We start from the raw sequence: 12,468 nt of genomic DNA, 5'->3' as shown, positions 1-12,468 counted from the left end.
AAAAATAGAATGAAAACTCCACCATCAAGCCTTGCGCCCCTTGCGCTTAGGCGCCGGTTCCACGGGCTTTTCCTCAGCCGCGAAAGCCAGCCCGATGGCCAGCGCCTGGGCCAGACAGATGCTGGCTGCCAGCGAGCGGAAGCCCCGCACCTCCGCCTCGCGCACCTGCAAAACACAGGTGGCGGGCTTGGCGATGGGGCTGACCAGACTGTCGGAAATGGCCAGGATATCGGCCCCCTGCTCCACCGCGCGTTCCACCAGTTCCAGCGTTTCACCGGCATAGGGCTGATAGGAGATACCGATCAGCAGGTCGCCCTTGCGGATGGCTGACATCTGCTGTCGCGCCAGCCCCGCCACCCCATCGACCAGGATGGTACGCCGCCCCACCTGTTGCAGCAGATAGGCCAGATAAGAGGCCACCGGGAACGACCGGCGGAACCCCGCGACATAGATCGTGTCGGCGGCCTGGATCAGGCGGATGGCCCCGTCCACCTGTTCCACCGTCGCCGGCTGTTCCAATGTTTGCAGCGCCAGAACATTGCCGCCCACAAATTCCGACAGAAGTTCCGCCGGGTTGCGGGCCGGGTTGGTCGCCGCACTCTGCGCAAAGCTGCGTACCCGTTCGCCATAGTTCAGGGCGGCATTGCCCGACACCAGACCATCACGGAACAGCCGCTGCATCTGGCTGGCCCCGGAAAACCCGAAGGTCTTGGCAAAGCGGATGATGGCCGATGGCTGCACATTGGTCCGCTCGGCAATCACGGCCAGGGTTTCCAGCGCCGTCTCATTCGGCTGGTCCAGCACGAAGCGCGCGATCTGCTTCAACCGCTTCGACAATCCGTCATAGCGTTCCAAGATCAGGGCCCGCAATTCCTCCGCCGTGGCGGGCGGTGCCGCCAAATCCGACATTTCCTCTTCCATCTTGCCCCTCGGTTCCAACACGCCTTCAGATAGAATATCCGTTCCGATGCAGAATATCGACCATTGAAGCTGAACGGCAGATGAATTCTATTTTTTAAATGGAAAGAATTTTCGTTCCATGATAGGCCTGTTCCAGACAAGGACGGCATCCGACCGTCCAGGGGAGGTTGCATGTTCAAGATCGCACAATTGGGGGCGGGCCGAATGGGCGGGGTCCATGCCGGCAATGCCGCCGTCCATCCCGCCCTCGACCTTGCCTATATCGTGGACCCGCGCGCCGATGCCGCTGACCGTCTGGCCAGCCGGACCGGTGCCCGCGTGGCCGGGCTGGATGATGTCCTGTCGGATGCAGATGTGAAGGGCGTGATTGTGGCCAGCGCCACGGATTGTCACCTGGATCATGTCGTGGCCTGCCTGTCCGCGGGCAAGGCCGTGTTCTGTGAAAAGCCGCTGGACCTGGATCTGGCCCGCCTGCGGGCATCCGAGGGGCATTTCGGGCCGGATGCGCCGTCGCTGTTCGTGGCCTTCAACCGGCGGTTTGACCGGCATGTCCGCGCCCTGAAGGCCCGCATCGACAGTGGCGCCATCGGCAATCTGGAAACCCTGCATGTAGTGAACCACGACCCGGAAAGCCCGCCGCCCGGCTTCATCCCCGGCAGCGGCGGCCTGTTCAAGGATTTCACCATCCATGATCTGGACCTCGCCCCCTGGATGCTGGGGGAACGGGTGGTGGAGATTTTCGCCTGGGCCTCCTGCCTTGTCGATCCGGAGATCGGGCGGCTGGGCGATGTCGATACGGCCAAGCTGGTCCTGCGCACTGGATCGGGGCGGCTCTGCACCCTGTCGAACAGCCGCCGCACCGGCTATGGCTATGACCAGCGGATCGAGGCCTTCGGGTCCAAGGGCATGGCGCGCATGGAGAATGAGGTGCGCAGCACCGTCAGCGTCTGGGGTGAAGCGGGCGCTCAGGCCGACGCCTTCCCCTATGCCTTCATGGACCGCTATGCCGGTGCCTATGCCGCCGAACTTGACCATTTCGCCCAGGTTCTGGCCGGCACGGCCAAACCGGAAACCGGATACCAGGCCAGCATCGACGCGCTGGCCCTGGCCGAAGCGGCGGCCCTGTCGGTTCAGACCGGCCAGCCTGTCAAATTGTAGAATGGAAAGCTGAAACCATGCATGACATTGCTATTCTGGGCGCGGGCCGCATCGGCCGCATCCACGCCACCAACGCCGCCCGTCATCCGGGCCTGCGCCTGAAATATATCGTGGACCCGATGGCCGCCGCAGCCACCGACCTGGCCGGCGAAACCGGCGCGCAGGTGGCTGACCTGGAGACGGCGTTGGCCGATCCGTCGGTGGCCGGCGTGATCATCGCCAGTTCCACCGACACGCATCTGGATTATTCCTGCCGCGCGGTCGCCGCCGGCAAGGCTGTATTCTGCGAAAAGCCCATTGATCAGGACCTTGAACGCGCCCGCTCCGCCGCCGCCAGCCTGGGCGGCGCCCGGCTGTTCCTGGGCTTCAACCGTCGCTTCGACCCGCATTTCCAAGCGCTGAAGGCCCGGCTGGACAGCGGGGCCGTGGGGGCGCTGGAAACGGTGCAGATCACCAGCCACGATCCGGCCCCGCCGCCCGTGTCCTATATCAAGGTGTCGGGCGGCATCTTCAAGGATATGAGCATCCATGATTTCGACATGGCCCGCTGGCTGCTGGGCGAGAAGGTGACCCAGGTCTATGCCGCCGCCAGCTGCTTGGTCGATCCCGCCATCGGGGAGGCTGGTGACGTCGACACGGCCAAGATCCTGCTGCGTACGGGCAGTGGCAAGCTCTGCGTCATCTCCAACAGCCGGCGCAGCGGCTACGGCTATGACCAGCGGATTGAGGCGTTCGGGTCCAAGGGCATGGTGAAGGCCGACAATGTGCTGGAAAGCACCGTGTCCGTCTGGGGAGCGGAGGGTGCAGCCGCCGACCGGCTGCAGAACTTCTTCCTGGACCGCTACACCGCTGCCTACCGCCTGGAAATGGACCATTTCGCCGACATCCTGTCGGGCAAGACCAGTCCTGCCATCACCTATGCGGATGGGGTCGGCGCGCTTGAACTGGCCGAAGCAGCGGCACAGTCGGTAATAAGCGGACAGGTGGTGACGCTGTAACTGCGTTCTCCTGCCCAGCGACACGAAGGCCCGCTCTGACTGGAGCGGGCCTTTTGCTTTCTGAAACTGTTGTCCCCTCACCCTCCCATAAACGGGCGAGGGGCAAGAACTTCTTCCCTCGCCCACGAAGGTGGGAGAGGGAGGGGCCCGAACGCGCCAGCGTTGGGGAGGGTGAGGGAGCGACATGAAAACAAAAGCCGCCCCGGATCGCTCCGGTGCGGCAAGGCTGACGGTGTTGAAGCAGGAGAGGAAGGAACCGTCAGGGTTGGGAGGCGGCCTTCAGCTTGGCATCAACGGCGGCGAAGAAATCCTCCGCCCGGCAGGTGGTCTTGTCTGCTCCCTTGGCACAGAGCGGCAGGGCCATGTAGGTGACGACCGCCGGGTTGGCCTTCACGTCCAGCGGTTCCAGATTGCGCAACTGGTCCATGGTCTGGGCGCGGTAGAAGGCGCGGATGAAACGCTGGCCCTTCTGATCGCGCAACATCTCGATCCCGATGGCCCCACCCGGCGGGGTATCGTCGGCAGGATAGCTGTCGATGCGCCAATGCAGGTCCAGCATGCCGGCCAGATCGGCGATATTGGTGTCATGGCCCGCCATCAGGGCCAGCTTCACCTGCCCATCCTGCAAATACGACAGCAATCGGCGCATGATGGGCGCCGCCGCGCGGTCGGCAATGTAGGAAGGCCGGTTCTCATATTTGAATTTCAGCGGATGGAAATTCAGCATGCGTTCGATATCGGCGCGGCTGGCCCGGCCCCAGGCCACCTGCTCCATCGGCTTGTCTTCAAGATATTCCAGCAGGAAGGTCTGGCTGATGGTCGACCCCTGGCCGAAGGCGCCGCCCACATCGGGCCGCCCCTCCTCCTCATCCGGTTCCAGGGCGGTGTGCAGATCGGTGATCTTGCACCCCGCCGGCAGCTTCTTCTTGGCGCACCATCCATCGCCCTGCGGGCCCAGCGCCTTCTGCAACAGGGCAAATTCCGTCTCGAACTCCGCCATCTCCTGCTTCAGCCCGCCGGGTGGCAGTTTCACGGAAGAGGCGGCCATGGCCTTCACCGGGTCCAGGCGGTTGCCGGGCACGGTCAGCGGGTGGAAGACACTGTCCTCGTCAGCGGTGGTCGGATAGGTCACCGTGACCGTGCAGGACGGGGCAAAGCCCTCCACCATGCTTTTGGCGGTGCGGATGGCGCGTTCCTTGGCGCTGGCTTCCACTTTGTACTGCCCATCCGCCGGACAGCCATCGGCGGGGAACAGGCCGCGCGCGGCAAAGAACTGCCGGTCAAACCGGCCCAGCAGCACCACACCCTGCGCGCCACGGTCGGTCAGGTTGCCATAGGGCACGGACCAGCTGGGCCAGGCCTGTGCGGCCAGACCGGCAGCCGGCTCCTTGGTGGGCGGGCGGATGCCGTGGCGGGTGAACATCGCCACCTTTTCCAGGCTCAGGCCCGCCGGCTGTGCCGGAAGCTCAACGGCAGCCACCGTCAGCGGCAGGCACAGGGCCGTGGCGGCCAGAAGCAGGCGCAGCATCTTGTGCATCATGGGGTTTCCCCTCTGTCGGACAAGGAAACCCCGGCGGCCAATCACCGCCGGGGTCACAGGGACGGTGCATCAGTATTTGAACTGCGCGCCCAGCTTAACCGACCGGCCATAACGCTCGGCCTCTGCCATCTGATGCTTCACACCGATATAGCGGCGGAACTTGGCATCGGTCAGGTTCGCCCCTTCCAGATAGACCTCAAGCTGCTTGGTGAAATTGTAGCCCAGGCGGGCATCCATGGAACCGTTGCTGTCGGTATAGATATCGGTCGCCTTGTTGGCCCCGACCGTATCCAGGAAGGGCGAACGGTAGGAATAGGCGACACGGGCCGACAGCCCATCCTTTTCATAATAAATCTGCGCCGATGCTACGCGCTTGGACTGGCTGAACATGGGCAGCGTGTCGGTGCGGCCCAGCACGCCCTTGGACTTGCTGTCCGTCAGGGTCAGGTTGCCCTGCACGCCCAGCCCGTCGAAGGGCGACGGCAGGAAGGTGCCCTGGATGCTGGCATTCACCTCCACGCCCTTGACGGTCGCCGACTTGGCATTCAGCGGCGTGGTGACCAGGGCGTTCGGCAGGGTGATGCCGCCAAAGGTGCCGTTGGTAACGGTGATGGCCTGGCTGTAGATCGGATTGTCGATGTCCTTCTGGAACAGGGCCACCGACAGCACGCCCTCACTGGGCAGGTAATATTCGACCGACAGATCGAAATTCACAGCCTTCAGCGGCGTCAGGTCGGGATTACCTTTGCTGACACTGGCGGCACCCGTATCGACGGAGATGAAGGGCGGCAGGTCGGCGTAGTTGGGCCGGCCAATGGCCGTGGTTACGGCACCGCGCAGGATGAACCGCTCATTCACATCGAACCGAGCATTGATACCGGGGAACCAGTCGGTATAGCTGCTCTTGCCGAAGGAATTGAAATCCTGGGCGGGGGTCGAGGCGGCATTGATGATCTTGGCCGCGAAGTCACCCTGCGTATGTTCCATACGCACGCCGGGGATCAGGGTCAGCCGGTCAAAGGTGATCGACGTCATGGCATAGGCCGCCGTCACATCCTCCGTCACCTTGTAATCATTGGCCAGGGTGTTGGAGATGGAGCCGGACCGGCTGTAGGTCAGCGAACCCGCATGGGACGCGGCATAGGCCTCTGCGGCAGCATAATCCACGCGCGGATCGATGGGGAACCGCCCGCCGAATACGGCGCGGCCAGTCGTCTCCGCCGTCACCGCGGCCAGGGTGAAGCCGGTGGCATCATAGCTTTCATAATCGCGGTTGTTGGATTTGTGCCGCGACAGATACTTAGCACCGACCTTCACAAAGGCATCATCACCCAGTTCCACGGGCAGCTTGTAATCGGCCCGATACTGGTAAAGGTTCTCCTCCGCCTTGCGATGGTCGTAGGAAACAGAGCGCGCGCCATACAGGGCGGCGTTATAGGCCTCCGCCGCCGGTGTCACCTGATAGATGTCGCTGGTCGTATCAAAGGTAGCGGTGAAGGCGTTGGAGCCGGTGCGGAACTGCCACTCACTGCGCAGCGGGTCTTCCTTCACGGCACGGGTATAGGTGGCGTCCACCTCCAGCGTGCCCTCGCCGATCTCGAACTTGCCGCCGGCATTGGCGGTGACGGTATTGTCATCCTCCTCGCGTACCCGCACGAACCGGGTGCCGCGCGCCCGGAAACTACCGGTGGTGGCCGTCTGCGCCGTGATGGTGGTGGGGATTTCCACACGGAACTGATCGCGCACCTCGCTGTCGGAATATTCAGCGTAGGAGCTGCGCAGATACAGTTTCGTCGCGTCGTTGACGTTCCAGTCGAAATTGGCGACGCCGCCGATGCGCTTGCGGGTCAGGTTATATTCGCGCGGACGGAAATCGTCCGGCACGGCATAACCGCCCACGGTGCGCCAGTTGGTGGAACCCTGCACATTCTCCGACCGGATAGGCCGTTCATCATAATTGGCGGACAGGACCAGACCGAACTGCCGATCATCACCGAAGATATCGCCCACAGTGACATCGCCGCCGAACGGATGCTTCTTGTTCAGCTGATACTGGCCGATAGACCCGCGCGCAGTGGCGAAGAACTTGTTCCGGTCAAAGGCGCTGACCGTATTGATATTCACCTGACCGGCGATGGCATTGGCATCGCGGTCGGGAGTCAGGCTTTTCACCACCTCCACCGACCCGATCATGGCCGACGGAATATCGTCCAGCTTCACCGACCGGCCCGCCGGTTCGGGTGCCGCCGCCGTCTGGCCGTTCAGGGTGACATTGGCCAGATCGGGGCTGACGCCGCGGATGATGACATAGCGGCCTTCGCCCTGGTCATTGGCGACCGACAGGCCGGGCAGGCGCTTGATGGCTTCGGCCACATTCTGGTCCGGCAGCTTGCCCACATCATCGGCCACCACGGCATCGACGATGCCCACGGCGTTCTGCTTCAGCTCCAGGGCCTTCTTCTCGGCCAGACGCATGCCCGTGACCTGGATTTCCTCCAGCATGTCGCCTGCCGGCGGCGCCGACTGCGCGGCGGCCTGGGACAGGGTGGCGGCGGACAGGGCCAACAGGCTGACGCAACCCACAAGCCGGGTGGTCAGCAGCGCGCCAGTTTTCTTCGACGGCGTCATTGTCATCTCCAGAAAGGCTGATCTTCAAACGGGGATGCAAAAGGTGGCAAGGCATCCTGGCCTTGCTTCTGGCCGCCATCTGCAAAGGCGCCGCGTCATCCCCATGAATTCTTCATTGCAAGCGATTGCGGAACATCCATGCAATGCACAGGTCCGCAGTTCCCCTCATCCGCCGCCAGGGCGGTGGGAACATGCATTCGACCGTGTGGTTGGGTGCTGTCGTCTGCCACGACCAGCCCTTCCGTTCCTGGGCATCATTGTCTCCCTGAATTGTTATTGTGATGGCTGATCCAGATCGGAATCACCACCGGTTTCGATTGTTGATGTGATCTTATGAACGAAAATTCCATTCGTCAACATAAATGGAATTTTTCTTGTATTTTTTTATGGGCCGATGGAATTTGCATTCCACGGACGCCTCGGGCGCCCTCCCCTTCCCCCGACAATGCCGGAGCCGCCCCATGGCCAGGGTACGCAACCCTATGATCCGTATGCAGAAAGTGACGATCCTGCACCCGCCCGGTGATAAGGATGCGGGCCATCATCTGGCTGAAATCCTGCGTCAGGCGGGGCAATCCCCCGGACGGCTGGGCATGGCGCGGGTCATTCCGATGGCCCCGAAACGGACCAAGACGGTACGGAGGTGATGAAATGAACGTTCCATTTATCGCCGGGAACTGGAAAATGAACGGGCTGCGCGCCGATGGGCTGGCCCTGGCGCGCGACCTTGCGGAATGGCTGGAGACAGTGCGGCCAGGGGTGCAGATGCTGATCTGTCCGCCCGCCACCCTGCTGTCCGATATCGCCACGCTGGCGGGGTCCGGACCATTGCTGGTCGGCGCGCAGGATTGCCATTATCGGGCATCCGGCGCCCATACGGGCGATCTTTCCGCCGCCATGCTGGCCGATGCCGGGGCCAGTCATGTCATCCTGGGCCATTCCGAACGGCGATCACAGGGGGAAGACAGCGCCCTGGTCGCGGCCAAGGCAGCGGCGGCCCTGTCGTCCGGGCTTTGCCCACTGATCTGCATTGGGGAAACGCTGACGGAGCGGGAGGCAGGATTGGCCGGCACCATCGTGGCCCGGCAGCTGCGCGACAGTCTGCCGCCCGGTTTGAATGCGGACAGCGTCATCATCGCCTATGAACCCGTCTGGGCCATCGGCACGGGCCGTCATGCGGATGCCGGCACCATCGCCGGCATGCATGCGCTGATCACGGCGGAACTCGCCACGCTGCTGCCGGGTGGCGGGGATGTCCGCGTGCTTTACGGGGGATCGGTGACGGCGGCCAACGCCGCCAGCATCCTGCACCTGCCCGGCGTGGACGGGGTGCTGGTGGGCGGGGCCAGCCTGAAGGCCGCAGATTTCAAGGCGATTGCCCTCGCCGGGCTGGGCGGCGCCTGACGCGCCGCCCCTGTCCTCACTGATAATACGGCTTTTCCGGCCAGCCTTCCGGCATGTCGGTGCCGTAATAGCCCCCGCCCTTGCGGAACCTTTCCAGACGCTTCAATTCGCCGGGATCGGCCTTCACGTCCCAGGTGCGCTTGCCATTGGTCAGGTCGGCCGGGGTCAGGACCAGCGGTTCCCAGACCCGTGCGCCCGACACATCATGCAGGGTCATGGTCAGGCTAGGCTTGTCGCCCATCTGGAAATCCAGCACCCCGACATTGACGCTGCGGTTCCAGGTGTCGCGAATGCGCACCTCCGGCATCTGGCGCAGGTTCTTGGTAGCTGGCATCTGGGCGAGCGGCGAGGAGCAGAGATCATAGATGTCGTACCCGCCATGGGCGGATCGGGGGATACAGTTCAACTCGCCCATATGGCTGTCGCCGGAGATGCAGACGACACCGCCGATGTTCCGGTCGCGCACGAAATCGAAAATCTCGTTCCGCTCCGTCATGAACACGCCCCAGCTGTCTCCACCCTTTTCATTCTCCGCCGTGGACCATCCGGTGCCAGAAACCAGCACCTTGAATATCGCCTTGCTTTCCAGCAGCCCGGCTTTCAGCCACGCCTTCTGTGCGGCACCCAGCATGGTCTTGCTGGCATCGTCGCGATTTTCGGTGGGATCGCGGTAATAGCGACCATCCAGGAAGAAGAAATCCACCCCGCCATAGGATTGCTTGAAATAGACACCCTTACTGTCCGCCTGCCCGAAGGATGGGTTGGGCCAGTAGTGACGGAAAACGTTCAGCGAGCCGTCCTTGTAGGGGCTGGTGCCGTCCGATCCGTTATAGCCGAAATCATGATCGTCCCAGATGGCCAGTTGCGGTGTACCGCGCAGCAGCGGTTCCAGGCGGCGAACCAGCCGCTGCCGCCCATACAGCTCGGCCAGCGCCGCCGGCTCGTCGCTGTCGCCATAGATGTTATCGCCCAGCCAGAAGAACATGTCCGGCTCCAGCGCCTGCACCACCGACCAGATGGGCTGTTCGCCGTCGAACTGGATACGGCAGCAAGACCCGAAGGCGATCCGGAAATCCGCTCTGCCGGCGGGCGCGGTGCGGGTGCGATAGGGGAAGGGCTGTTCACGATCCAGTTGCCCGTCGAACTTCAACCGGTACCAGTAGGTGGTGGCCGGCTTCAACCCGTCGGCACGCAGGGTGACGCAGCAATCATCCTCTGAGCGTGCCCGCACCGTCTGCGTGGCGATGACCTTGGCGAAGGTCCGCTCCGCCGCCACCTCCAGCGTGACATCAAAGGCCCCGCTGGCCCGGACCCAGACGGTGACATGGCCGGGGCCAGGCGCGCCCACCATCGGCCCCTGCAGGGCGCGCGGGTAACCCAGCACCGCCGCCAGCCCAGCCGCCGGCCACAGAGACACACCGGCCAGCGATGTCGTGCCGGCCAGGAACTGCCGCCGGCTGCCATGGAAACGCATACTGCTTATCCTTCGTTCTGGGCTTCGTGTAGGGCCTGGTTAAGCCGGTCCACCAAGGCGGTGTGGATGCGGCCATTGCTGATGCAGACATTCTGGCCATGAAGATCCAGCCTGTCACCCCGCACATTGCTGATGGTGCCACCGGCCTCTGTCGCCAGGATCAAACCGGGCGCCATGTCCCAGGCATTCAGCGCGCGTTCCCAGTACGCATCCCAGCGGCCACACGCGACATAGGCCATATCGACCGCACAGGCACCCGTACGGCGCAGACCCGCGACATCCGCGGATAGCAGCGCCATTTCACGGGCAAAGACCGGATGATCGGGCTTGCCCGCGAACGGCATGCCGCAGGACAGCACCGCGTCACCCAGCGTGGCGCGGGTGGAGACATGGATGCGCCGGCCATTCAGCCAGGCCCCGCGCCCCTTCTCCGCCACAAACATCTCTTCCATCACGGGGATGTAGGTCACACCGGCCACCACCTCTCCATCGCGCGCCAGGGCGACATTGACGCCCCAGAGCGGGCAGGAGAACAGGAAGTTGGTGGTGCCATCCAGCGGGTCGACGATCCAGCTGTGGCTGGCATCGCGGCCCCCGACCTGTCCGCCTTCCTCACCCAGGAAAGCGTAGTCGGGGCGGAAGCGGGACAGGATGGTGCGGGCCGTCTGCTCCGCCTCCTCATCCGCGACGGAGACAAGGTCCGCCGGTCCGCTTTTGGCGCGGATGACCAGTTCGGACAGTTGCGAGAAGCGGCGCAGAAGCCCGTGACCGGCGGCCTGGGCCGCATCGATCATCGCCGACAGTTCGGGGGATGGGGAATTCATGATGGATCAATCCCTCAATCGCGTGCGCCACAGGGTCGCCGCCAAAACCATGGAAACCACCGACGCGGCAATCCAGAACCAGATCACCGGGCCGAAATCGTAATGCCGGACCCCGTCCACCATGGTCATGCCACGGTCGATCAGCATGCCGGAAACATGTTCCTGCAGGGCCGCCCCGACATAGCTGAAAATGCCGATCACCCCCATCGCCGCGCCTGCCACTCGCTTGGGCGCGATATCAACGGCGAATAGCCCGCCCAAGGAGGTAACAAGCCCCGTCATGCCGGCCCCGAACAGCACCATGCCCAGCAGCAGCAGCGGCACGCTGTTCGGCCCGAAGAAGATCAGCAGCATGCCGATCAGTTCCAGCACACCAAACAGCAGGTTGGCCGGCGGGCGGCGCGACTGGAACAGCTTGTCCGATAACAGGCCGAAGCTGATGGCGCCGACAATGCCGGCCACAGTGCTGACCATCAGCAGCGTCCCCGCCATGGCCAGGGAATAGCCCCGCGCCTCCTGCAGGTACAGCACGCCCCAGGAATTGATGGCATAGCGGGTGACATAGGTGGTGGCCGATGCCAGGCACAGAACCCAGATGGCCGGCAGTTTCAGGATATGCAGCTGCTGCGCCAGGACGGAACGCGGGTCGACCTTCGGCTTTTCCCCGTAATGGTCGCCCTTCCAGTCATTGACGGGCGGCAGGCCCAGCGTCTGCGGCCTGTCCTGCAACAGGAACCAGACACCGGCGGCGGTCGCGATGCCGATCAGCCCCGGCCCGAAGAAACCGGCCTGCCAGCCCAGCCAGCCGACCAGCGAGCCCACGACCAGGAAGGTCAAACCCTCACCGATGGAATGGGCCGTGGACCAGACGCCATAGGCGCGGCCCCGCTCCCGATTTGAAAACCAGGACGTCATGGCCACCACGCCACCCGGCGCCCCGAAACTCTGGAACCAGCCATTCAGGCCCCAGACCAGGACAGCCATCCAGACGCTGGTGACAAATCCCATGGTCAGGTTGCACAGCGCCGTCAGCAGGAAGGTTACCGCCAGCGCGCGACGGATATTGGCGTGATCGGCCAGAAACCCGTTGGTGAGCTTGCCGATGGCATAGGTGTAGAACAATGCCGATCCGATATGGCCCAGTTCGGCCGGTGAGAACACGCCCGCATCGATCAGCGGCTTCTTCACCACGCCCAGCGCCAGCCGGCAGGTATAGATCAGGCCATAGCCCAGCGTGATGGCCAGCATCACGCGGATACGGTAACGGCGATAGGCGGCATCGACCGCCGCCGCGTCCGCCGTCACCGGGCGGTCAGGCCCCGTGGCGAAAAAGCCCAGCAACGCGCGCAGCATGGCGCTCTCCTCCCCAGCCGGACGGTTCATCCCGTCGCGTTGGAAGGCAAGATATTCCATATTCTAAAAATTTAGAAGATATTTTCCATCACGCAATCGACTTATCGACGCGATTAACGCAGAAAGCCGGGCGCTGTCAGGCGCCCGGCTTTCCGTTTCAATGACAAG

At 63.5% G+C, this 12,468-nt stretch carries 10 protein-coding genes; 4 read left to right on the top strand and 6 right to left on the bottom strand.

Translation table 11 applies throughout. The features are described 5' to 3' along the window. Positions 1-24: 24 nt before the first annotated feature. Positions 25-909 carry a MurR/RpiR family transcriptional regulator gene (locus tag ACT6Q8_RS09670; RefSeq protein WP_444732380.1) on the bottom strand — a complete coding sequence of 295 codons (885 nt, stop codon included), beginning with the start codon at positions 907-909 and terminating at the stop codon, positions 25-27. A gap of 183 nt (positions 910-1,092) precedes the next feature. Between ACT6Q8_RS09670 and ACT6Q8_RS09665 the strand changes: the two genes are divergently transcribed. Then, the gene (locus ACT6Q8_RS09665) at positions 1,093-2,079 is read left to right on the top strand and encodes a Gfo/Idh/MocA family protein (RefSeq protein ID WP_444732381.1); all 987 of its coding nucleotides are present in this window, start codon (positions 1,093-1,095) and stop codon (positions 2,077-2,079) included. Positions 2,080-2,096: 17 nt separating this feature from the next. Then, a complete protein-coding gene (iolG, locus tag ACT6Q8_RS09660) occupies positions 2,097-3,077 on the top strand; it encodes an inositol 2-dehydrogenase (RefSeq protein ID WP_444732382.1) in 981 nt (326 codons plus the stop codon). 259 nt (positions 3,078-3,336) lie between these two features. Here the strand turns inward: iolG and ACT6Q8_RS09655 are convergent, their stop codons facing one another. Further along, positions 3,337-4,617: a histidine-type phosphatase gene (locus ACT6Q8_RS09655; protein ID WP_444732383.1), complete on the bottom strand. Its 1,281-nt coding sequence runs from the start codon at positions 4,615-4,617 to the stop codon at positions 3,337-3,339. A gap of 69 nt (positions 4,618-4,686) precedes the next feature. Then, positions 4,687-7,245: a TonB-dependent receptor gene (locus tag ACT6Q8_RS09650; RefSeq protein ID WP_444732384.1), complete on the bottom strand. Its 2,559-nt coding sequence runs from the start codon at positions 7,243-7,245 to the stop codon at positions 4,687-4,689. Between the two features lie 461 nt (positions 7,246-7,706). Between ACT6Q8_RS09650 and ACT6Q8_RS09645 the strand changes: the two genes are divergently transcribed. Continuing rightward, a complete protein-coding gene (locus ACT6Q8_RS09645; RefSeq protein WP_444732385.1) occupies positions 7,707-7,892 on the top strand; it encodes a hypothetical protein in 186 nt (61 codons plus the stop codon). A gap of 4 nt (positions 7,893-7,896) precedes the next feature. Continuing rightward, positions 7,897-8,649 (top strand): triose-phosphate isomerase, encoded by a 753-nt coding sequence (gene tpiA, locus ACT6Q8_RS09640; protein ID WP_444732386.1) that lies wholly within the window; start codon positions 7,897-7,899, stop codon positions 8,647-8,649. Between the two features lie 16 nt (positions 8,650-8,665). On the opposite strand, the gene ACT6Q8_RS09635 is transcribed toward tpiA, so the two are convergent. Genes ACT6Q8_RS09635 through ACT6Q8_RS09625 form a run of 3 tightly spaced genes read right to left on the bottom strand, consistent with a single transcriptional unit; the run spans position 8,666 to position 12,300 of the window. After that, positions 8,666-10,123: an alkaline phosphatase D family protein gene (locus ACT6Q8_RS09635; RefSeq protein ID WP_444732387.1), complete on the bottom strand. Its 1,458-nt coding sequence runs from the start codon at positions 10,121-10,123 to the stop codon at positions 8,666-8,668. Positions 10,124-10,128: 5 nt separating this feature from the next. Next, positions 10,129-10,947, bottom strand: a complete 819-nt coding sequence (locus ACT6Q8_RS09630; RefSeq protein WP_054166273.1) for an inositol monophosphatase family protein — start codon at positions 10,945-10,947, stop codon at positions 10,129-10,131. A 6-nt stretch (positions 10,948-10,953) separates the two neighbouring features. Next, positions 10,954-12,300, bottom strand: a complete 1,347-nt coding sequence (locus ACT6Q8_RS09625) for an MFS transporter (RefSeq protein ID WP_444732388.1) — start codon at positions 12,298-12,300, stop codon at positions 10,954-10,956. Positions 12,301-12,468: the final 168 nt, after the last annotated feature.

This window comes from Niveispirillum sp., from assembly GCF_052437035.1.
GTDB lineage: Bacteria > Pseudomonadota > Alphaproteobacteria > Azospirillales > Azospirillaceae > Niveispirillum.
The sequence above is the reverse complement of the archived record's forward strand: the minus strand, read 5'-3'. Positions and strand labels throughout refer to the sequence as shown.

Coding starts and splice junctions, on each gene's coding strand:
- ACT6Q8_RS09670 (WP_444732380.1), bottom strand. CDS start 909: ATGTCGGATTTGGCGGCACCGCCCGCCACGGCGGAGGAATTGCGGGCC.
- ACT6Q8_RS09650 (WP_444732384.1), bottom strand. CDS start 7,245: ATGACGCCGTCGAAGAAAACTGGCGCGCTGCTGACCACCCGGCTTGTG.
- ACT6Q8_RS09635 (WP_444732387.1), bottom strand. CDS start 10,123: ATGCGTTTCCATGGCAGCCGGCGGCAGTTCCTGGCCGGCACGACATCG.
- ACT6Q8_RS09630 (WP_054166273.1), bottom strand. CDS start 10,947: ATGAATTCCCCATCCCCCGAACTGTCGGCGATGATCGATGCGGCCCAG.
- ACT6Q8_RS09665 (WP_444732381.1), top strand. CDS start 1,093: ATGTTCAAGATCGCACAATTGGGGGCGGGCCGAATGGGCGGGGTCCAT.
- ACT6Q8_RS09655 (WP_444732383.1), bottom strand. CDS start 4,617: ATGATGCACAAGATGCTGCGCCTGCTTCTGGCCGCCACGGCCCTGTGC.
- ACT6Q8_RS09625 (WP_444732388.1), bottom strand. CDS start 12,300: ATGCTGCGCGCGTTGCTGGGCTTTTTCGCCACGGGGCCTGACCGCCCG.
- ACT6Q8_RS09645 (WP_444732385.1), top strand. CDS start 7,707: ATGGCCAGGGTACGCAACCCTATGATCCGTATGCAGAAAGTGACGATC.
- tpiA (WP_444732386.1), top strand. CDS start 7,897: ATGAACGTTCCATTTATCGCCGGGAACTGGAAAATGAACGGGCTGCGC.
- iolG (WP_444732382.1), top strand. CDS start 2,097: ATGCATGACATTGCTATTCTGGGCGCGGGCCGCATCGGCCGCATCCAC.